The sequence below is a fragment of the Pseudonocardia halophobica genome, from assembly GCF_050948485.1.
In the GTDB taxonomy this organism is placed as follows: domain Bacteria; phylum Actinomycetota; class Actinomycetes; order Mycobacteriales; family Pseudonocardiaceae; genus Pseudonocardia; species Pseudonocardia halophobica.
The window spans coordinates 2,405,970-2,426,911 of record NZ_CP192046.1; the positions used below are offsets into that span (position 1 = coordinate 2,405,970).

The 20,942-nt window shown below is 74.5% G+C and carries 14 protein-coding genes; 9 read left to right on the forward strand and 5 right to left on the reverse strand.

Features of this window, described 5'->3' with window-relative positions; translation table 11 throughout:
- The first annotated feature begins 29 nt into the window (after window positions 1-29).
- The 3 genes from ACQP04_RS11600 to ACQP04_RS11610 all read left to right on the forward strand — a co-directional run bounded on the left by ACQP04_RS11600 (window position 30) and on the right by ACQP04_RS11610 (window position 4,385).
- Window positions 30-650, forward strand: coding sequence for a hypothetical protein (locus ACQP04_RS11600; protein ID WP_433507052.1), 621 nt, complete (start codon window positions 30-32; stop codon window positions 648-650).
- Between the two features lie 194 nt (window positions 651-844).
- Window positions 845-2,851 (forward strand): primary-amine oxidase, encoded by a 2,007-nt coding sequence (locus ACQP04_RS11605; RefSeq protein ID WP_433507053.1) that lies wholly within the window; start codon window positions 845-847, stop codon window positions 2,849-2,851.
- Between the two features lie 73 nt (window positions 2,852-2,924).
- On the forward strand, window positions 2,925-4,385 hold the full coding sequence (locus ACQP04_RS11610) for an APC family permease (protein ID WP_433507054.1): 1,461 nt from the start codon (window positions 2,925-2,927) through the stop codon (window positions 4,383-4,385).
- A 4-nt stretch (window positions 4,386-4,389) separates the two neighbouring features.
- Here ACQP04_RS11610 and ppk2 read toward each other — a convergent pair whose 3' ends face one another.
- Together ppk2 and ACQP04_RS11620 are read right to left on the reverse strand one after the other, a co-directional pair.
- On the reverse strand, window positions 4,390-5,220 hold the full coding sequence (gene ppk2, locus ACQP04_RS11615; protein ID WP_433507055.1) for a polyphosphate kinase 2: 831 nt from the start codon (window positions 5,218-5,220) through the stop codon (window positions 4,390-4,392).
- Between the two features lie 46 nt (window positions 5,221-5,266).
- Window positions 5,267-7,669: an HAD-IC family P-type ATPase gene (locus ACQP04_RS11620; RefSeq protein ID WP_433507056.1), complete on the reverse strand. Its 2,403-nt coding sequence runs from the start codon at window positions 7,667-7,669 to the stop codon at window positions 5,267-5,269.
- 125 nt (window positions 7,670-7,794) lie between these two features.
- On the opposite strand from ACQP04_RS11620, the gene ACQP04_RS11625 reads away from it, so the two are divergent.
- Together ACQP04_RS11625 and ACQP04_RS11630 are read left to right on the forward strand one after the other, a co-directional pair.
- Entirely contained in the window at window positions 7,795-9,159 is a 1,365-nt protein-coding gene (locus ACQP04_RS11625) for a PQQ-dependent sugar dehydrogenase (protein WP_433507057.1), read from the forward strand.
- A 96-nt stretch (window positions 9,160-9,255) separates the two neighbouring features.
- Complete coding sequence (locus tag ACQP04_RS11630) at window positions 9,256-10,257, forward strand: zinc-dependent alcohol dehydrogenase family protein (RefSeq protein ID WP_433507058.1); 1,002 nt, start codon at window positions 9,256-9,258, stop codon at window positions 10,255-10,257.
- A gap of 194 nt (window positions 10,258-10,451) precedes the next feature.
- Here ACQP04_RS11630 and ACQP04_RS11635 read toward each other — a convergent pair whose 3' ends face one another.
- From ACQP04_RS11635 to ACQP04_RS11645, 3 genes are all read right to left on the reverse strand, one after another.
- Window positions 10,452-10,979, reverse strand: a complete 528-nt coding sequence (locus tag ACQP04_RS11635) for a hypothetical protein (RefSeq protein WP_037040547.1) — start codon at window positions 10,977-10,979, stop codon at window positions 10,452-10,454.
- Window positions 10,980-11,027: 48 nt separating this feature from the next.
- Entirely contained in the window at window positions 11,028-11,228 is a 201-nt protein-coding gene (locus ACQP04_RS11640) for a hypothetical protein (RefSeq protein WP_433507059.1), read from the reverse strand.
- A 100-nt stretch (window positions 11,229-11,328) separates the two neighbouring features.
- Entirely contained in the window at window positions 11,329-12,072 is a 744-nt protein-coding gene (locus tag ACQP04_RS11645; protein ID WP_433507060.1) for a GAF and ANTAR domain-containing protein, read from the reverse strand.
- Window positions 12,073-12,450: 378 nt separating this feature from the next.
- Between ACQP04_RS11645 and ACQP04_RS11650 the strand changes: the two genes are divergently transcribed.
- From ACQP04_RS11650 to ACQP04_RS11665, 4 genes are all read left to right on the forward strand, one after another.
- On the forward strand, window positions 12,451-13,149 hold the full coding sequence (locus ACQP04_RS11650; protein ID WP_433507061.1) for a response regulator transcription factor: 699 nt from the start codon (window positions 12,451-12,453) through the stop codon (window positions 13,147-13,149).
- Between the two features lie 84 nt (window positions 13,150-13,233).
- Window positions 13,234-14,634: a HAMP domain-containing sensor histidine kinase gene (locus ACQP04_RS11655; RefSeq protein WP_433507062.1), complete on the forward strand. Its 1,401-nt coding sequence runs from the start codon at window positions 13,234-13,236 to the stop codon at window positions 14,632-14,634.
- 101 nt (window positions 14,635-14,735) lie between these two features.
- Window positions 14,736-16,088, forward strand: a complete 1,353-nt coding sequence (locus ACQP04_RS11660; protein WP_433507063.1) for an MFS transporter — start codon at window positions 14,736-14,738, stop codon at window positions 16,086-16,088.
- Window positions 16,089-16,239: 151 nt separating this feature from the next.
- Entirely contained in the window at window positions 16,240-20,883 is a 4,644-nt protein-coding gene (locus ACQP04_RS11665; protein ID WP_433507064.1) for a Pls/PosA family non-ribosomal peptide synthetase, read from the forward strand.
- The last annotated feature ends 59 nt before the right edge of the window (window positions 20,884-20,942 follow it).

The following is a 20,942-nucleotide window of genomic DNA, read 5'->3' on the forward strand; positions in this document are numbered from 1 at the left end:
GTGGGCCCCCCGCGGGCTAGGTTCGCGTCGTGAGGCTCCGGCGCCGCCCGCGCGAGGTCGACCTGTACCTCCCGATGGGGCGGATCGAGCACCTGTTCGAGGCCCCACAGCTCGACCCGTTCGCGCCCGAGCTCGAGGACTACGACCCGCGACCCGGCCTCGAGCAGATGGTGCGGGCGGTCCAGCGGGCCACGCGGAAGGCCCCGCTGAAGGTGACCGTCGGGTTGCCGGCCGACGTCCTCACGCCCGGCCTCGAGGAGCGTGCCCGGGCCGCCCTGGCACGGGAGTGCCGCCGCCGGATCGCCGCCCTGAACGACGACGTCGACGGCGTCCGGCGGCTCGGGATCCGCACGCTCCTGTGGGGGCTGCTCGCCGTGCTGTTCATCAACGGGGCGGTCGGCGCCCTCGGGACCACCGAACCGGGCTCGATCGAGGACGCCCTGTCGACCGGGCTCCAGACGGTCGCGTGGGTGGTCCTGTGGGTCCCGATCAACCTGCTGATCTACGACCTCTGGTACTACCGCCGGGACAGGCGCGCCTACCGCAGGCTGCGGGATCTCGCCCTCAGGGTCGTCGCCCAGGGCCCGGGGGAGACCGGCACGGGTTCCGGTCCGCACGTGCGAGGCGACGAGCCTCGAGATGTCCGGTGATTTTCGCGCCCTTTTTTCCGCAGGTCGGGGCTAGGATCGGCAAGGTCGCGGGCGTCCGCGTCGTCGCCCCTCCCCGGGCGACCTCGGTCACGCTCTGACCCATGATCGAGAAGGTGTGCCGCGCAGTACCGGCGTGCACCTCCCGCGGTCCGCCTCGGCGCCGTCGTACCACGCCTCAATGACGAGGAGTACCGATGTCAGTCAGCACGCGGCCGGCAACCTCCACGGCGAATCCTCTGGCGCCGCTCGCTCCTGAGGAGATCCGACGCACCACGGAGATCCTGCGGGCCGAGCGACAGATCGATCAGGCGCTCCGCTTCGTGACCGTCACGCTCCACGAGCCCCCCAAGCGCGAGGTCCTCGACCACGGCCGTGGCGACGGCCCGACTCCCGAACGGGCGGCCTTCGTCGTCCTGTACGACCGCCGTCACCAGCAGACCGTCGAAGCGGTGGTCTCGCTCGACCGCGGAGTGGTGGCCTCCTGGGAGGTGATCGACGACGTCCAGCCCAGTGTGATGCTCGAGGAGTTCTTCAGCGCGGAGGACATCACACGGTCCGATCCGCGGTGGCAGGAGGCGATGCGCAAGCGAGGGGTGACCGACTTCTCGCTGGCGATGATCGACCCGTGGGCGGCCGGCTACGACATCGACGACCCCACGGGTCGCCGGCTGCTCCGGCCGTTGACGTTCGTCCGCTCGCGGGAGGACGACAACGGCTACGCGCGGCCGGTCGAGGGGCTGATCGTGCTGCTCGACATGGACAAGATGGAGGTCATCGACGTCCGCGACCACGGCGTCGTGCCGCTGCCGCCGAAGGCGGGCAACTACGCGCCCGAGCTGATGTTCGACGGTGACAACCGGCCGGCGTTCACCCGCCTGCGCGAGGACGTGAAACCGCTGGAGATCACGCAGCCGGAGGGCCCGAGCTTCACCGTCGACGGGCACGAGGTGAGCTGGCAGAAGTGGCGGTTGCGGGTCGGCTACACCCCGCGCGAGGGCCTGGTGCTGCACCAGGTGGGGTACGAGGACCGGGGCCGGCTCCGGCCGGTGCTCTACCGGGCCTCGCTGTCGGAGATGTACATCCCGTACGGCGACCCCGCGCCGACGCACCGGATCAAGAACGTCTTCGACGAGGGCGAGTACGGGGTCGGGGTGCTGCTCAACCCGCTGACCCTCGGCTGCGACTGCCTCGGCGAGATCTTCTACTTCGACGTCACCGCGAACGACCAGGAGGGCCGGCCGGTCACGATCCCGAACGCCATCTGCATGCACGAGGAGGACCACGGGATCAGTTGGAAGCACACCGACTTCCGCACCGAGAAGGCGGAGGTCCGCCGCTCGCGCCGCCTGGTGATCTCCTGCATCGCGACGGTCGGCAACTACGAGTACGGCTTCTTCTGGTACCTCTACACCGACGGCACCATCCAGTTCGAGGTGAAGCTTACCGGCGTCCTCTCCACCGGTGCCCTGGCCGACGGCGAGGAACCGCGCCACGGCGTCGTCGTGGCCCCCGGTCTGTACGGGCCGCACCACCAGCACTTCTTCAACGTCCGGCTGGACATGCAGGTCGACGGCGACCGCAACTCGGTCTACGAGGTCGACGCCGCCGCGGTGCCGCCCGGGCCCGACAACCCGTACGGCAACGCCTGGGTCACGAGGAAGACGCCGCTGTCGCGGGAGAGCGAGGCGCGCCGGCTGATCGACCCGCTGGTCGCACGCGTGTGGTACGTCGTCAACCCGAACGAGATCAACGAGCTCGGTCAGCCGACCGGCTACAAGCTGATGCCGGGCGAGAACGTGCTGCCGCTGCAGCAGGAGGGGTCGCAGGCGTTCGCCCGGGCGCAGTTCGCCTACAAGCACCTGTGGGTCACCCGCTACGACCCGCGCGAGAACTACGCGGCCGGCGACTACCCGAACCAGCACGGGTCACCGGGCGGGCTGCTCGAGTACCAGAAGGCGGACCGCCCGCTGGAGAACGAGGATCTCGTCGTCTGGTACTCCTTCGGCGCCCACCACGTGGTCCGCCCGGAGGACTGGCCGGTCATGCCGGTGACCTCCATCGGGTTCTCGCTCAAGCCGGTCGGCTTCTTCGACGGCAACCCGGCGCTGGACACGCCGCGGTCCCCGGCGTGCCACACCGCCGACGGACAGGCCGGGCACGGAGACGGGCACCCGGCCCCGACGCAGGAGGTGATCCCGTGAGCGAGCTCGCGAGCGAACCATCCCACGCAGCAGCGCCGCGAACGCGGCCGACGAGCGCCAGCGAGGAGGACTCGTGAGCGCGGCGGGGGCCGGGCCGGACCCGGTCCACTCCGACACCGGGCTGGCCCACGGGACGATGAGCCAGCTCGACGTGTTGGCCCAGTCGGTGGCCGGGATCGCCCCCAGCGCCGCGATGGCCACCACTCCGGCGCTGATCGCCCTCTACGCCGGGCAGGGCGCGTGGCTGTCCTACGTGGCCGCGACCGTCGTCGTCATCCTGGTCGGGCTGGTCGCGACGCAGTTCGGGCGCCGGTTCGCCTCCTCCGGGTCGCTGTACTCCTACGTCGCGAAGGGCCTGGGCCCGGCAGGGGCGTTCGCGGCCGGGTGGGGGCTGGTCATCGGCTACGGGTTCATCGCGATGATCGGAGTGGTCGGCACCGCCATCTACTTCGGCAGCTTCCTCACCACGCTGGGGCTGCCGGTCGGCGGCACGCTCGCGGTCTGCATCATCCTGGCGGTCGCCGCGGTCGGGGCCGCCGCGTTCGCGATCATCGGCATCAAGATCTCCACACGCGTGGGGCTGGTCCTCGAGATCGTCTCGGTCGCCGCCATCCTGGTCGTGCTGATCGCCGTCCTGGTCGGCAGTGACGGCCGCGGGGCCACCGCCCCGTTCGACCTCTCGACCCTGTCGTTCGACGGCGTGGCCTTCGGGATCGTGCTCGGTGTGCTCGGCTTCGTCGGGTTCGAGAGCGCCGCCAGCCTCGGCGCGGAGGCGCGCGACCCGCACCGTGCCATCCCGCGCGCCGTGCTCGGCAGCGCGGTCCTGGTCGGCGTCCTGTACGTCTTCGCGGCCTACGACATGGTGCGGGGCTTCGGCGACCCGAACGCCCTGAGCCAGAGCACCGCGCCGATCAGCGACCTGGCCGCCCGCTACGGCCTGGGCGGTGTCTCCTGGATCGTCGACCTGGGCATCACGGCGTCGTTCTTCGCGGTCACGATCGCCTGCATCAACGCCTCGTCCCGCATCCTCTACACGATGGGCGAGGAGGACATCCTGCCCAGGGCGCTGGGCCGGGCGCACTCCACGCACAAGACCCCGCACGTGGCGATCGCCGTCATCGCGCCGGTCGTGCTCGTGGTGCCGGTCATCCTGGTCGCCTCCGGGATGACCCCGCTCAACGTGTTCACCTACACCGGCACGATCGGCACCTTCGGCTACATGCTGGCCTACGTGCTGATGGCCGTCGCGCTGCCGTTCTTCCTGCGGAGGCGCGACGAGTTCAACCCCGCGTCGGCGGTGCTCGCGGTCGTGGTCATCGCGGCACTGCTCTACGTCTTCTACAAGAACGTGATCCCGGTGCCCGACTACCCGCTCAACCTGATGCCGTGGATCTTCCTCGGGCTCGTCGTCCTCGGCCTGGCCTGGTACGCGCTGGCCCGGACCCGCCGGCCCCAGCTCGTCGAGGAGGTCGGATCGTTCGAGGAGGAGCCGGTCCCGCCGCATCCCCGGCACCGTCGGAAGGAGAACCCGTGATCGCTCAGGCGGGTTCCTCCTTCTCCAGCAGCGTCGCGGCGTGGTCGGGGACGGCGCGCTCGAGCTCGCGGGGCGGGCGGACGTAGCCGCGGCCCTCCGGGCGGGCGGGGATCGCGAGCGGGGCGCGGACCACGGGTTCCCAGGGGATGCTGTCCAGCAGGTGGGCGATCAAGTTCAGCCGGGCCCGGCGCTTGTCCTCGGACTCGACGATGGTCCAGGGCGCGGTGTCGGTGTCGGTGTGGACGAGCATGTCGTCCTTGGCCTGCGAGTAGTCGTCCCACCGGGCGATCGACTCGAGGTCCATGGGGGAGAGCTTCCACTGCTTCAACGGGCTCTCGACGCGCTCGCGGAAGCGCTTCTCCTGCTCCTGCGGGCTGACCGAGAACCAGTACTTGCGGAGCAGGATCCCGTCCTCGACCAGCAGGTCCTCGAAGATCGGGCACTGCCGCAGGAAACGCGTGTACTCGTGCGGTGTGCAGAACCCCATGACCCGCTCGACGCCGGCGCGGTTGTACCAGGAGCGGTCGAACAGCACGATCTCGCCGGCCGCCGGGAGGTGCTCCACGTAGCGCTGGAAGTACCACTGGGTCCGCTCGCGCTCGGTGGGCGCGGGGAGCGCCACGATCGGCGCGACCCGGGGGTTGAGGTGCTCGACGACGCGCTTGATCGCCCCGCCCTTGCCCGCCGCGTCGCGCCCCTCGAAGATCACGACGACCCGCGCGCCCGTGGCCTTGACCCACTCCTGCAGCTGCACGAGCTGTCCCTGCAGGCGCAGCAGCTCCGCCTCGTAGAGCTCCCGCGGGAGGCGCTTCGGCGCCTTCGCCTTCTTCGTCATGGGTGAAGGGTCGGCGAGAGGCGCCCGAAAGGGAACAGGGGGATCGTCAGCCGGCCGCCGAGCGGGACCGCACGACCCGCCCGATCACCTCGATGACCACGCCCGCCACCGCGCCGAGCCCCACCCCGACGCCGACGCGGAGCCACGTGACGTCGAGCAGGAACACCGTGTGGGACAGGAAGGGCACCGCGAGGATCACCACGACGGCCAGCGCCAGGCCGCCGACGAGCAGGACCTTCCACCGGTTGAAGGGGCGGGCGAACAGGGTGAGCGCCCAGAGCGAGGCGACCAGCACGGTCACGGTCGCCACCGTCTGCCCGGCCACCAGCCCGCCGGTGGGCTCCAGCCAGCGGATGGTGCGGTCGCCGGAGTACGCCGCGGTGCCGATCACCACGCCGACCGGGACCGCGGACCAGAGCACCCGGGGCAGGAAGCCGGGCACGTAGCGCCGCCGGTTCGGGGCCAGCGCGAGCACGAACCCGGGGATGCCGATCGTGACGGCCGAGATCAGCGTGAGCTGGATCGGCGCGAGCGGGTAGGCGGCCGCGGTCGCGATGACCACCAGCGCCATGAGCAGCGAGTAGACGTTCTTGACCAGGAAGAGGTTCGCCGCGCGCTCGATGTTCGCCATGACCCGGCGGCCCTCGGCGACGACGTCGGGCAGGTGTGCGAACCGGCCGTCGAGCAGCACGAGCTGCGCGACCGCGCGCGTGGCGGCGGCGCCGTTGCCCATCGCCACGCCGATGTCGGCGTCCTTGAGCGCCATGGCGTCGTTGACGCCGTCGCCGGTCATCGCGACGACGTGGCCGCGGCGCTGCAGCGCGCCGACGATGGCCCGCTTCTGCTGGGGCGTGACCCGGCCGTAGACGGGGTTCGCCTCGAGGACGTCGGCGAGCGCGTCGGGGTCCTCGGGCAGGGTCCGGGCGTCGACGGCGTCGGCCGCGGCGGTGATGCCCGGCAGCCCGACGGCGGTCGCGACCGCGCCGACCGTGCGCGGGTTGTCGCCCGAGATCACGCGCAGGGACACGCCCTGTTCGGCGAAGTAGCGCAAGGTGTCGGCGGCGTCGTCCCGGATCCGCTCGGCGAGCACGACGAGCGCCCGCGCCTCGAGCAGCGGCGGGAGGACCGGGCCGTCGACCACGTCGTCGGTGTGCGCGAGCACGAGCACCCGCCGCCCGTCCTCCGCGATCTTCCCGGCGGTCTCCAGCAGGTCGGCGGACCCGGGATCGGCGGGCTCCGGCAGGACCATCTCGGGTGCCCCGAGCACCCAGGTGCCGTGCTCGCCGGCGCCGACGGCGGACCACTTGCGGTCCGACGAGAAGGGGACGTTCGCCGTCGCGGTCCACGAGGTGTGCGAGAAGACGGTGGCGAGCGCCGCCGCGGTGGCGTTGCCGCCCGGCTCCGTGCAGCTCAGTGCCAGCGCCTCGCGGACCTCCGCCTCGGCGAGCGGGTCCGCGTCCCGCGGCAGGACGAGCCGGTCGAACACGATGTCGCCGTGGGTCAGGGTCCCGGTCTTGTCGAGGCAGACGACGTCGACGCGGGCGAGCACCTCCACGGCGGGCAGCTCCTGCACGAGGGTCCGCTTCCGCGCCAGCGTGACCGCGCCGAGCATGAACGCCAGGCTGGTCAGCAGCACCAGCCCCTCGGGCACCATCCCGACGAGCGCGGCGACCGTGCCGGTGACCGCGTCCTGCCAGCTGTCGGCGTCGCTGGTGCGGAACTGGCTCCACACCAGCAGCGGCGCGACCACCAGCATCATCACCGAGATCCACCGCAGGATGGTGTTCGTCCCGGAGATCAGCTCGCTCGGGGTGCGCGTGAACCTCTTGGCCTCGGCGGTGAGCCGGGTGGCGTACGCGTCGGCGCCGACGGCGGTGGCCCGGAACCGCCCCTGCCCGGCGACGACGATCGAGCCGGACCGCACCTGGTCGCCGGGGACCTTGGCGATCGGGTCGGACTCGCCGGTCAGCAGCGACTCGTCGACCTCGAGCCCGGCCGACGCGGTGACCGTCCCGTCCGCCGTGACCTGGTCCCCGGAGCGGAGCTCGACCAGCTCGTCGGCGACGACGTCGGCGACCTCGATCTCGGCCACCTCGCCGTCCCGCACCACCCTCGCGTGCGGGGCGTTGAGCACGGCGAGCCGGTCCAGCGTGCGCTTGGCGCGGACCTCCTGGATCACGCCGATGGCCGTGTTGGCCACGATGACCAGCCCGAACAGGCCGTTCTGCCAGCGGCCGGTGGCGGCGATGACGAGGAAGAGCGCGAACAGCAGCCCGTTGAACGGCGTGACGACGTTGGCCCGCACGATCTGCCCGACGCTGCGGCTGGTCTGCGCGTCGACGGCGTTCGTGCGGCCCGCGTCGACCCGCTCGGCGACCTCCGCGGCGGTCAGTCCGCGGTCGCCCAGCGGCGACTCCATGACGGTGCCGCGTCCGAGCACGTCCTCCACGCGCGTCCCCCCGCCCTCGCGCCGCCCCGAGCCGTCCTCGGACCGGACGCGGCCCGCGTTACGCCCACCCGACGCCCGACAGCCGACGATCGGTCCGATTCTGTCGGTCGGGGGAAGGGCTGTCGATGCGGCTGTCGCGTGCGGTGCGCCGGGTGCTCCCGATCGTCGCGGCGGTCCTGCTGGCCGGGTGCTCGTCGGGAGCAGGCCCGGGTACGGGGTCGCCCGCGGCCGGAGCGCCGACGGCCGCGGTACCGGCGGGCCTCGTGCCGGTCACGGTCGCGGTCCCGGAGGGCCTCGACCCGGGGCCGTTCGACACCCCGCGGCAGGCCCTCGTGCCGCCCGGCTGGTCGATGTCGGTGTTCGCGCGGGTGCCCGAGGCGCGGCTGGCCGCGTGGGCGCCGGACGGGTCGCTGCTGGTCTCGGTCCCCGAGGAGGGCCGGGTCGTGCGGCTGGTGCCGGACGGGCGCGGCACCGCCACGGAGACGCCGCTGCTGGACGGGCTGAACCAGCCGCACGGCCTGACGTTCGCCGGGTCGACCCTGTACGTGGCGCAGAGCAACCGGGTCGACGCGTACCCCTACGCCGAGGGCCGCGCGGGGACACCCGTGCCGGTCGTCACCGGTCTGCCGGACGCGAAGAGCCCGGACCTGCGGGGCCGCTACGCGCACGCGCTGAAGAGCGTCGCCGTGGGTCCGGACGGCGCCGTCTACGTGTCCGTCGGCTCGACGGGCAACATCTCGGCCGGCGACCTCGCGGCATATCCGCCCCGGGCGTCGATCCTGCGGGTGCCGCCCGGCGGTGGCCCGCCCGAGCCGTTCGCCGTGGGTGTCCGCAACGGGACCGGGCTGGCGGTCGCGCCGGACGGGGCGGTGTGGACCGCGGTGAACAACCGGGACAACATCCAGTACCCCTTCGACCGGGCGTACGGCCAGACCTCGGGCTCGGCACGCGGCGAGGTCGTCGAGTCCTACGTGCGGGACCACCCGGCCGAGGCCCTCGCCCGGCTCACCCCGGGCCGCAACCTCGGCTGGCCGTACTGCAATCCCGACCCGGACGTGCAGCCGGGCGTGGCGGGCACCGCGCAGGTCCTCACGGACGTCCCGTTCACCCGGGACGTGCAGACCAACCCGGACGGCGCCGCGCTCGACTGCGCCGTGCTGCCGCGGGTCGAGCAGGCGCTCGGGGGCCACTCGGCGCCGCTCGGGCTGGCGTTCGTCGACGGCGGCCTGCCCGGTGAGTTCGCGCGCGGGGCGCTGGTCGGGGTGCACGGCTCGTGGAACGCCGAGCCCCCGCGGGCACCCGAGGTGTCGTTCTTCCCCTGGCGGGACGGCGGGCTGGGGCCGCAGCAGACGCTCGTCGGCGGCTTCCAGGAGGCCGACGGCTCCCGCTGGGGCCGCCCGGTCGCCGCGGTCGCCGGCCCGGACGGCGCCGTCTACGTGACCGACGACGACGCCGGCGCGGTCTACCGGCTGGCCCCGCCGGGGCGGTGAGGACGGCCCGGTGATCTCCGGCGAGGGACCAGGGACCTGCACCGGCGGGACGCGCGACCATTCCCCTGTGGACCTCCGGCACGCCATGCTGACGGGATGAAGGCGTGGATCGTGCGGCGACCGGGACCGATGACGACCGGCCCGCTGGCCCAGGTGGACCGGGACGACCCGGAACCGGGCTCCGGCGAGGTCCGCGTCCGGGTCTCGGCCTGCGGGGTGTGCCGGACGGACCTGCACCTCGTCGAGGGGGACCTCGCCCCGCACCACCCGGGCACGGTGCCGGGGCACGAGATCGTCGGCGTGGTCGACGCGCTCGGCACGGGGACGCGACGGTTCGCGATCGGCGACCGCATCGGGATCGCGTGGCTGCGCGGGACGTGCGGGCGCTGCCGGTTCTGCCGGACCGGCCGCGAGAACCTGTGCCCCGACGCCCGGTTCACCGGCTGGGACGCCGACGGCGGCTACGCCGAGTACGCGGTGGTCCCCGAGGCGTACGCCTACGCCCTCCCGCCGCAGCTCGACGACGCGACGGCCGCCCCGCTGCTGTGCGCCGGCATCGTCGGCTACCGGGCGCTGAAGCGGGCGGAGCTGCCGCCGGGCGGGCGGCTCGGGATCTACGGCTTCGGCGCGTCGGCCCACGTGGTGGCACAGGTCGCCGTCGCACAGGGTGCCACCGTGCACGTCCTGACCCGCTCGCCGGAGGCCCGGGAGCTGGCGCTCGCGCTCGGCGCCGCCTCGGCCGGCCCGGCGGACGCGGAGCCGCCGGAGCCGCTCGACGCCGCGATCACCTTCGCCCCGGTCGGCGGGCTCGTGCCGGTCGCGCTGCGGGCGCTCGATGCCGGCGGCACCCTCGCGATCGCCGGCATCCACCTCACCGACGTCCCGGCGCTGGACTACGAGCGCGAGCTCTTCCGGGAGAAGCAGCTGCGCAGCGTCACCGCCAACACCCGGGCCGACGGCGAGGAGTTCCTCCGGCTCGCGGCCGCGCTCGACGTCCGGCCCACCGTCGACCCGCGGCCGCTGTCGACGGCGGACCGCGTCCTGGCCGACCTGGCGGCGGACCGGATCACGGGCGCGGCCGTGCTGCTGCCCGGGTGAGGACCCGGACCCGCAGGCACACAGCCCTGAACGAGATCGGCGAGTGCCCCCTCGTGGGAGGGGGCGCCGCCTCCGGGGCCCGACGGGTTCTCAGTAGCGCCTGGCCAGACGCCTGGATGTGCGCCTGGCGGTGCGGCGTCCGCTGCGCCGGGCGATCCGCCGGTCTCGACCCAACATCTCCTGCCCCCTCGCCGTCAGACGGTGTCGGCCGAGGACGCGACCAGCGCCTCGGCCTCCTGCTGGGCGACCAGGCCGACCTGGACCAGGTCGAGCGGGCTGATGAACTCCGACGCCAGGCGCATGCCGCCGGCGCGGGCGACGGCGTCGCGGAGCGGGATCGCCCAGCGGTGCTCGAGCAGGACCAGCGCCGCCGCGGTGTCCTCGGGGATGTCGGCCAGGACGTCCCACGCCTCCTCGTCGAGCAGCTCCACGCCCCGGTCCGCCGCGGCCTCCCCGAGGGCCGCGCCCTCCTCCGGCGTGAGCCCCGCACCGACGCCGACCAGGGCGCCCACGACCGCGCCGAACTCCTCCCGTTCGGCCTCGTCGAGCTGGGACTCCTTCAGCACGCTGACCTCGCCGCCGACCGCCTTGTACACGGCCAGGAAGTCGATCACCCGCACCGTGTCGTCGGCGCGGAGCCGCTCCAGCTCCGCGCGGATCCCACCCTGGAAGTTCGGGTGGTCGAACCCGAGCACCAGCATCTGGACCGGTCCGATCGTCATGGGCCCTCCTCCTGTTCGTCGTCCCCGGGGGATCGGGGGAAGGGGGGCTCACTGCGCCCCGACGGCCTGGTCCACGACGGTCGCCAGGCGGGCGAGCAGCTCGTCGGACTCGGCCCGGGTGATCAGGCCGTGCTGCGCCGCCTCCCGCACGTCGGCGCACAGGACGGCGATCAGCACGCTCGCCCGGTCCCCGTCCTCGGCGACCGGCCGCAGGTAGGGATGTCCGGGGCCGGCCAGGGGTCGTGCCATCGGTCGCCCTCCCTCGACACCGGCGCCGCAGCGCCGCCGTCCACCATGGGCAAGGCGCGGCGGCCGCACCTCGCCCCGACGGGGTGAGGGACGGGCGGGGTCAGAGCTCGCCGCGGCGCTGGGTGAGGGTCTCCGCGATGCGGGCGAGCTTGACGTTGAGAGACTGCGAGGCCGACCGCAGGATCCGGAAGGCCTCCTCCGCGTCGACGCCGCGGCGCTCCATGAGGATCCCCTTGGCCTGACCGATCACGTCCCGGCTGCGTACGGCCTCGGTCAGCTGGGTGACCTGGAGCTCGGCCCGGGTGGAGGCGAGCGAGCCGGCGATGGCGGTGGAGGCGTGCGCCGCCAGGACCAGGGCCGCGTCGCGGTCGGCCTGCTCGAGGCCGCCCGGGCGCCGGGAGTAGACGTTGAGCGAGCCGATGCGCGGCGGCTCCTGCGCGGGGAACAGGCCGACCGCCAACGCGCTCCCGACGCCCAGCTCGGCGGCCGCGGGGCCCCACTTCGGGAACTCCTTGCCGGCGGCGAGGTCCGCCGAGAAGGCGATGCCGATGCCGGGGATGCGGCTGGCGTCGAGGCACGGGCCCTCGTCGAACTCGTTCTGCAGCTCGTCGAGCCGCACGCCCACCTGGTCGGTGGTGGCCGGGGTGTCGATGGTGCCGTCCTGCGACCTCAGCGAGACGCTGACGATGTCCGCGCCGTTCACCACGCGCACCGCGGCCTGGGCGATCCGGTCGAGCACGTCCTGCACCGTGGGCGCGTCGAGCAGCTTCTCGGAGAGCGAGACGAACTCGGCGACGAGCGGCGGAGGAGCCCCGAGATCGCCGTACCGGTCGTGCTCCGACATGGTGTCCCTCCTGCTCGCGGTGACGGGCAGTTCGAGCGTACGCAACTCGCCCGGTCGTGCCGGGTGGGTCCTTCCTCGGTACCACGGCTGCGGGGGATCACACCGGAGGGACACGGATCCGCGAGCGGGGAGGGGTGGGCCGGGACGTCGGCCGGCCGGTGTCCGGGGGCCGGGGCCGCAGATCAAGGGGGCGGCTCCCGGCCCGGACAGGTGGACGGGGGGAACCTTCCACCTACCTGCGTGTGTACCGACCGGCGGAGAGCGCGGGCAAGGCCCGCGCGCCCGCGGACGCAAGATTTTGCCGTCGGCTAACCGGCCTCTCAGCAGGCTCGTACGTTCGCGGCCCGCGAATCCCTCCGCGCCCGGGATGATGTCGTCGTGAGCGCGCGCATCCTCCTCGTCGAGGACGACCGGGGCCTGGGGGAGGGCCTGGTCGAGAGCCTCACGCAGCACGGGCACGAGGTGGTGTGGGCCCGCACCGGCCGCACCGCCCTCGACTGTGCCGGCGCGGGGGAGCCGCTCGACCTCGTGCTGCTCGACCTCGGGCTGCCCGACATCGACGGCATCCGGGTCTGCCGGGCCCTGCGGGCGCTCTCCGCCGACGCCGTGGTCGTGATCCTGACGGCCCGGGGCGCGGAGATGGACGTCGTCGTCGGGCTCGACGCGGGCGCCGACGACTACCTCACCAAGCCCGTCCGCCGCGAGGAGCTGCTCGCGCGGGTCCGGGCGCATCTCCGGCGCGGGCGCCCGGGACCGGCCGGCGAGCCCGTACGGCTCGGCGACCTCGAGCTCGACCTGCGGGAACGCCGCGTGGCCGTGGCCGGTCGCGAGGTGGTGTTGCGCGCGAAGGAGTTCGACCTGCTGGAGCGGCTGGTGCGCGACCCCGGAGCCGCGCTCAGCCGCCGCACCCTGATGGCCGACGTGTGGGACGACCACTGGGGCGGGTCCACCAAGACCCTCGACGTCCACGTCGCGGCGCTGCGCAGGCGGCTGTCCGGGTTCCCGGCCGGCACCCGGCTGCCCCGGATCCGCACGCTGCGCGGGCACGGCTACCGCCTCGACCCGCCGACGGCCTAGCCTGCACCCCTCCGCGACGGCGAACTCGGCGCCGGTGCCACCGCCGAGGGACCGCCGCGACCCGCGTGGGGCTGGGGGGTGACCGTGCGAGGGACCGCTCGCGTCCGCACCCGGATCGTCTCGCTCTCGGTGGCGATCGCGGCGATCGCCGTGACGCTCTTCGGCGTGCCGCTGGCCCTCGGGCTCGCCCGCTACGCCGTGGCGGACGAGGGCGTCGCGCTGCAGCGGCTGGCCGACCTGACCGCCGCGGCGGTGCTCACCGACCTCGCCCACGACCGCATCCCCGCGGTGCTGCCCGGCTCGGGGACGCCGGGGACCACCCTCGGGCTCTTCGACGACGACGGGCTGCTCGTGGCCGGCGACGGCACCCCGACCGGCGACGAGCACGTCGCGGCCGTGCTCGCCGGTGCCGGCCCGCAGGTCGTCGAGAGCGGCGGCGACCTGATCGCGACCGTGCCGGTGCTCGGGGAGCACGAGATCGTCGGCGCGGTCCGGGCCTCGCACCCGGTGTCGGCGGTCTACACCGCGCTGGTGCCGCTGTGGCTGGGCATGCTGGGCCTGGCCGCGCTCGTCCTGGCCGCGGCGTGGGTCATCGCGCGGCGACAGGCCCGGCGGCTGGCCCGTCCGCTGGAGGAGCTGGCCGTGCTGGCCGACCGGCTCGGCGACGGGGACTTCGGCGTGCGGCCGCGGCGGGCCGGGTTGGCCGAGGTCGACGCCCTCGGTGCCGCGTTCGCCGGTACCGCCGCCCGGCTCGACGACCTCCTCGCCCGCGAGCGGGCGTTCTCGGCGGAGGCGTCGCACCAGCTCCGGACGCCACTGGCGGCATTGCGGCTGCGGCTGGAGAACGCCCGGGCGGACGCCGGTGCGCGGCCGGGTGCCGACGTCGGTCCCGCGCTCGACGCCGCCGTCGTCGAGACCGAGCGGTTGACCCGCACGGTCGAGGAGCTGCTGGACCTCGCGCGCTCGCGAGGCGGTGGGCACGGCCCGGTCGACCTGCACGCCGTGCTCGACGAGGTGGCCGAGACCTACCGGCCCCGGCTGGTCGCGGAGGGCCGCAGCCTCGAGGTGGAGCTGGACGGGGCGGGCGCCGACGAGCCCGGGGGCGCGGAGCCGGCGGTCGTGGGGTCGCGGGCCGCGATCGGGCAGGTGCTGGCGGTGCTGCTGGACAACGCGCTGCGGCACGGCGGGGGAGCGGTCCGGGTCGGGGTGCGCGAGGTCGGCGACGCCGTGGCGGTCGACGTGGGCGACGAGGGCCCGGGCTTCACCGACGGCCGTCCCGAGCGCAACGGCCGCCCGCGCACCGAGACGCCGGCCGACGGCATCGGCCTGGGGCTCCCGCTCGCCACCCGGCTGGCCGAGGACCAGGGCGGCCGGCTGGTCGTCTCGCGGGAGAGCCCGCCGGTGATGACGCTCTTCCTGCCGCTGGACGACGGGTCCGGGGAGGGCGGCGACCCGACGGACGAGGTGTCCCGTTCACCGGGCTGACCGCGAGGGCGGCCCGGAGCCCGACCGGTGCCGGTACCGTCGGCCCGCTCCGTGCCACTCGGCCCGGTGTGGGCCGACGCAGGAAGGGAACGACGCCGGGCATGGCCGACACCCCCGCCCAACCGGACGACCGCCGGGAGACCACGACCGCGGGTGGCCCCGGAAGCACGGCCGAGGACGGCCCCGGAGGCACCGCCGCGGGCGGTCCGGGCGCCCCCGCGACGGGCGCGCCGCCCGCGACGGCCGCGCCGCGGCAGGCCGTGCTGTTCCCGCTGTACGCCGCCGGGTTCGTCACCGCGTTCGGCGCGCACGCCGTCGCGACGGGCGCGGGCGCCGAGGCGGGGGCCGGGCAGCTGTCCCTGCTCGCCCTGGGCCTGGTCCTGGCCGTCTACGACGGTGCGGAGGTCCTGCTCAAGCCGGTGTTCGGCTCGCTCGCCGACCGCTGGGGCCCGCGGCGCGTGCTGCTGGGCGGCCTCGCCGCGTTCGTCGTGGTGTCCCTGGCCTACGTGCTGGTCGCGCTGGTCGGGGGGATCGCCGCGGGCCCGGGGGGCGCCGTCGCGCTGGCTCTGGCGCGGCTCGGGCAGGGGGCGGCCGCGTCGGCGTTCTCGCCCGCCGCCGGGGCGATGGTCGGACGGCTGGGGGCCGGCGGCCGCCGCGGGCGCGTCTTCGGTTCCTACGGCGCGTGGAAGGGCCTCGGCTACACCGCGGGCCCCCTGCTCGGCGGGGTGGTCATCACCTTCGCCGGGCTCACGGCGCTGTTCGTGGTCCTCGCCGCCGTCGCCGCCGTGGTGACGGTGTGGGTCGTCCTGGCCGTCCCCGCCCTGCCGGCGTTGCCGCGGCAGCGCCAGACGGTGGTCGACCTCGCGCGCCGGCTGTCCGCCCCGGCCTTCCTGCGCCCGACCTCGGCGCTCGCGGGCACCACCGCGGCCCTGGCGACGGCCGTCGGGTTCCTGCCGGTGCTCGGGACCGCGTCCGGGCTCAGCCCGATCGTGACCGGCGCCGTGGTGGCGTGCCTCGCGCTGTCCTCGACGCTGGTCCAGCCGCGCGCCGGCCGGGCGCACGACCGCGGCCGGTTGAGCACGCGCACGGCGCTCGCGGTCGGGTTCGCGCTGATGGTCGCGGGCTTCGTCCTCGCCGCCGTGGTCACCGGGATCGGCGCGCTGGTGGTGTCGGCCGTCGTGATCGGGCTCGGGGTCGGGATCGCCACCCCGGTCGCGTTCGCGTCGCTGGCCGCGTCCTCCCCGCCGGAGCGGCTCGGCCAGACGATGGGCTCGGCCGAGGTCGGACGGGAGCTGGGCGACGCGGGCGGCCCGCTGCTCGTCGGCGTGGTGGCCGCGGCCGCGTCCGTGGCCGCCGGCCTGGGCGCGCTGGCCGCCGCGCTCGCCGTCGTCGGGGTGGCGGCGACCGCCGGGCGCCGCACCGCCCCCGCCCCGACGGACGGCGAGCCCGGCTGAGCCCGGGGGACAACCCCCGCGGATCCGGGGGACAGCCCCGGACGACCGGAGGCGCGTCCCCATTCTCCGGATCCGCGCGCACCGACACCCTCGAACCACCGGCGGACCGCCCCACGCGGTCCGCACGTCGGGTGGAGCAGCGGGGGACCACATGTCGATCACACGATCCGGCACGCAGCCGGGCGAGCACGGGCCGCCGACCACTGGCCGGCCGGACGTGCCGCTCTCGGAGCTGGTCGTCGTCGACCGGCACGAGGCGCAGGGCTGGCGGGTCCGCCGGCACGAGCGCCTCGACTCGGTCTTCGAGGAGCGGTGCGACTGGATCCGCGAGTACGGCCGCGCCGGCCAGCTCGCCGTCGACGCCCCCGGGGGCGCCCTGACCTACGACGAGCTCGACGCCCGCGCCAACCGGCTCGCCCGCTACCTGCGGCTGCACGGCGCCGGGGCCGGCGACCGGGTCGCGCTGCTGTTCGACGAGCGCGTCGAGGCCTACGTCGCGCTGCTCGCCGTCCTCAAGATCGGCGCCACGTGCGTGCCGCTCGACCCCGACGCGCCGGCCGACCGGCTCGCGTTCGTCGTCGCGGACACCTCGGCGCGGATCGTGCTCAGCCGCTCGCACCTGCGCGGCCGGGTGGCGGGCCCGGAGGCGCTGCGCACCGGCGGGGCCGCCGTGCTCGCGCTCGACGAGGCCGCCGCGCTGATCGCGGAGATGAGCCCGCAGCGGCTGCAGCCGGCCGAGCGGGGCGGGCTCGACGACCGGCCCGCGTACGTGGTGCACGTCGCCGACGACTCGGGGTGGTCCGAGGGCGTCGCCATCGACCACCGCGCCATCTGCAACGCCGTGCGCATCGCCTCGGAGACCTTCGGGATCCGCGGGCACCGTCTCTACCAGGGCCGCGCGCTGTCCTCCGGCGGCGGCATCGAGGAGGTGTGGATGGCGTGGGCCGCCGGCGCGACGCTGGTGCCCGCGCCCGACGGCCCCGCGCTGCGCGGCCCGGCGCTGCACACCGAGCTCGACGAGCGCCGCGTCACCGCGCTGTGCACCACCCCCGCCCTGCTCTCGACGCTCGAGCGGGACCTGCCCCGGCTGCGGTTCCTGCTGGTGTCCGGTGAGCCGTGCCCGCCCGGCCTGGTCGCGCGGTGGCACCGCCCCGACCGGCGCCTGCTCACGGCGTACGTGCCGCCCGGCGCGACCGTGACCGCGGCCTGGGCCGAGGCCCACCCCGACCGGCCGGTGACCGTCGGCACGCCCCTGCCCACCTACGCGGCCGTGGTGCTCGACCCGGAGTTCCCGCTGGCCCTGCCGCACGGGGAGACCGGCGAGATCGGCGTGGCCGGGCTCGGCCTCGCCTGCGGCTACCTCGACTCCGGCGACGCGTTCGTCGACGATTTCCTCGGCATCCCCGGCAACCCCTCCGGCCGGATCTACCGCACCGGCGACCTGGGCCGGGTCGACGCCGGCGGGGAGATCGAGTACCGCGGCCGCATCGCACTGCAGGTCGTCGTGGGCGGCGAGCGCATCGACCTCACGGCGATCGAGTCGGTGATGCTGGCGGTCTCCGGCGTGGCGTCCGCGGTCGTGGTCGCGCACGGCACCGGCCCCGACGGCACCGAGCTGACCGGCTACTACACCTGCCGGTCCGACCGTCCCGCCGACGAGCAGGAGCTCCGGATCCGGCTGCGGGACCGGCTCCCCGCCAGCCACGTCCCGGGTCGCCTGGAGCGGCTCGCCTCCCTCCCGCTGACCGCCGACGGCCGGGCGGACCGCGCCGCCCTGCCCGGCCTGCCCGCGCCGCGCAGCGGCACCGAGATGGCGGTGCTGCGGGCCGAGAACGCCCGGTTGCACGAGCAGATCGAGGAGCTCCGGCCCCACACCGAGCCTCACACCGAGCCCCGGCCCGGGCCGCAGCCCGAGCCGCTTCCCGACGTGCTCACGCTGGACCAGATCCTCCGGCCCACGGCACCTCCGGCGCCCGAGGTCCTGACCCTGGACCAGATCCTGGCCGCCCCGGTCGCGCCCGCGCCGGCCGCCCCCGCGCCCACCCCGGCGCCGGTCCCGGCTCCGACCGCGGCCCCGGCGCCGGTCCCGGCTCCGGCCCCGGCTCCGGCCGCCCCGTCGCACGCCGGCCTGGCCGCCGCGCTCGCGGGCGTGCTGGCCGAGGTGCTGGCCGTCGAGCACGTGCCCGTCGACCTCAACGTCTTCGACGACCTGGGCGCCGACTCGATGGTGATGACGCGCTTCTGCGCGCGGCTGCGCACCCGCGAGGACCTGCCCTCGGTCTCGATCAAGGACGTCTACGCCCACCCGACCATCGCCGGCCTCGCCACGGCCTTCGCCGGCGCCACCCCCGCCCCCGCCCCGGCCGTCGACGGCGCGTCGGTGGTCGAGGGGCTCGCGCAGGTCCTGGCCGAGGTGTTGGCCGTGGACCAGGTGCCCGTCGACCGCAACGTGTTCGACGACCTCGGCGCGGACTCGATGGTGATGACCCGGTTCTGCGCGCGGCTGCGCGGCCGCGAGGACCTGCCGTCGATCTCCATCCGCGACGTCTACGCCAACCCGACGATCGCGGGCATGGCCGCCGCGGCCGCCCCCGCGTCCGTCCAGGCCCCGCCGCAGGCCCCGGTCGCCCCGGTGCGGCACAGCACCGTCGGCTACCTGCTCACCGGGTTCCTCCAGCTCGCCAGCTTCCTGCTGTACGTGACGGGGCTGGGCTACGTGATGGACCGCGCCTACGTCTGGATCCTGGGGAGCACCGGCCTGCTGGACATCTACGTGCGCTCCGCCGCCGCCGGCGGGGCCGCGTTCCTGGCGATGTGCGTGCTGCCGGTCGCGGCGAAGTGGGTACTGATCGGGCGCTGGAAGGAGGGGGAGATCCCGGTCTGGAGCCTACGGTACTTCCGGTTCTGGCTGGTCAGGGTGCTGACCCGGGCCAACCCGCTGGTGCTCGTCATGGTCGGGTCGCCGCTGTACACGCTGTACCTGCGCGCGCTGGGCGCGAAGGTCGGCAAGAACGTCGCGATCTTCACCAAGCAGCTGCCCGTCGCCACCGACCTGCTCACCATCGGCTCGGGCACGGTGATCCGCAAGGACGCCGTGCTGCTGGGCTACCGGGCCCACGCCGGGAAGATCCAGACCGGGCGGGTCACGCTCGGCCGGGACGTCGTGATCGGCGAGAAGAGCGTGCTCGACATCGGCACCGCGATGGGCGACGGCGCCCAGCTGGGGCACGCCTCCTCGCTGCACCGCGGGCAGAGCGTCCCGGCGGGACAGAGCTGGCACGGCTCGCCCGCGGAGCCGACCGGCACGGACTTCCGCGCCGTGTCACCGCTCCGGATCCGGGCGCTGCGCAAGGCCGGCTACGTGACGAGCCAGCTGGTCAAGCTGTTCGCGATCTACCTGCCGCTGGGCTTCGGCGGCCTGTTCATGCTGCTCACCGGCGTGCCGCGGTTCGCGGAGCTGCTGCAGCCCGGCGCGGCGGGGCACACCACCGCGCACTTCTACGTCAACGCGGTGATCGAGTCGGTCGTCCTGATGGTCGGCGGGCTGCTCGTCGGGCTGCTGGTGGTGTTCACGGTGCCGCGGATGCTGGCGCCGTTCGTCCGGCCCGACCGCCTGTACCCGTTGTACGGCTGGCGGTACTCGCTGCACCGCACGATCACGCGCCTGACGAACGTGCGGCTGTTCGTCTACCTGTTCGGCGACAGCTCCTACATCGTCAGCTACCTGTACCTGCTGGGCTACGACCTGGGGAAGGTCGAGCAGACGGGCTCGAACTTCGGCTCGAACCTGGCCCAGGAGACGCCCTTCCTGACCTCGGTGGGGCGCGGCACCGTCGTCGCCGACGGGCTGTCGGTGGTCAACGCCGACTTCGGGAACACCTCGTTCCGTACCTCGCGGGTGGCCATCGGCGCGAACAACTTCCTGGGCAACAACATCGCCTACCCGATCGGCGGCCGCACCGGCGACGACTGCCTGCTCGCCACCAAGGTCGCGGTGCCGATCGACGGGCCCGTCCGCCACGGCGTGGGGCTGCTCGGCTCGCCCGCCTTCGAGATCCCGCGCACCGTGCAGCGGGACCGGGTGCTGGAGATCGACGTCCGGGAGCGCCGCCGGCGGCTGCGCCGCAAGAACGGGCACAACCTGCGCACCATCGGGCTGTTCCTGCTGGTCCGCTGGGGCCAGGTGCTCGGGACGCTGCTGCTGGCGCTGCTCGCGGTGGACCACTACCACGACTGGGGCCCGGCCGCGTTCGCCGTGCAGTCCGCCGCGACCCTGCTGTTCACGATCCTGTGGTTCGCGTTCTGGGAGCGGCTGGGGAACGGGTTCCGGCGACTGCGCCCGCAGTCGTGCTCGATCTACGACGTGCGCTTCTGGCGCCACGAGCGGTACTGGAAGCTGATGGTGCCGCCGCTGGACCGGCTGCTGGCCGGCACGCCGTACAAGAACCTGCTGATGCGCCTGGTCGGCACGAAGGTCGGCCGGCGGGTGTTCGACGACGGCGGCGCCGTCCTCGAGCGCAGCCTGACCACCATCGGCGACGACTGCACCCTGAACTTCGGCAGCATCATCCAGTGCCACTCGCAGGAGGACGGCGCCTTCAAGTCCGACCACATCGCCATCGGGTCGGGTGTGACGCTGGGGGTCGGCGCGTTCGTGCACTACGGCGTGACCCTGGGGGACGCCGTCGAGATCGCCCCCGACTCGTTCGTCATGAAGGGCGAGGAGATCCCGGCCGGGGCGCGGTGGGGCGGCAACCCGGCGCGTGAGCTCCCGGCTCTGCCGACAACCGTGTAACACAGCGAGCGACGAATCCGATACGCAGCGTGACGGGCCCGCGGCGACGCCCCCCGCCG

Coding starts and splice junctions, on each gene's coding strand:
- ACQP04_RS11605 (WP_433507053.1), top strand. CDS start 845: ATGTCAGTCAGCACGCGGCCGGCAACCTCCACGGCGAATCCTCTGGCG.
- ppk2 (WP_433507055.1), bottom strand. CDS start 5,220: ATGACGAAGAAGGCGAAGGCGCCGAAGCGCCTCCCGCGGGAGCTCTAC.
- ACQP04_RS11625 (WP_433507057.1), top strand. CDS start 7,795: ATGCGGCTGTCGCGTGCGGTGCGCCGGGTGCTCCCGATCGTCGCGGCG.
- ACQP04_RS11630 (WP_433507058.1), top strand. CDS start 9,256: ATGAAGGCGTGGATCGTGCGGCGACCGGGACCGATGACGACCGGCCCG.
- ACQP04_RS11635 (WP_037040547.1), bottom strand. CDS start 10,979: ATGACGATCGGACCGGTCCAGATGCTGGTGCTCGGGTTCGACCACCCG.
- ACQP04_RS11640 (WP_433507059.1), bottom strand. CDS start 11,228: ATGGCACGACCCCTGGCCGGCCCCGGACATCCCTACCTGCGGCCGGTC.
- ACQP04_RS11645 (WP_433507060.1), bottom strand. CDS start 12,072: ATGTCGGAGCACGACCGGTACGGCGATCTCGGGGCTCCTCCGCCGCTC.
- ACQP04_RS11660 (WP_433507063.1), top strand. CDS start 14,736: ATGGCCGACACCCCCGCCCAACCGGACGACCGCCGGGAGACCACGACC.
- ACQP04_RS11665 (WP_433507064.1), top strand. CDS start 16,240: ATGTCGATCACACGATCCGGCACGCAGCCGGGCGAGCACGGGCCGCCG.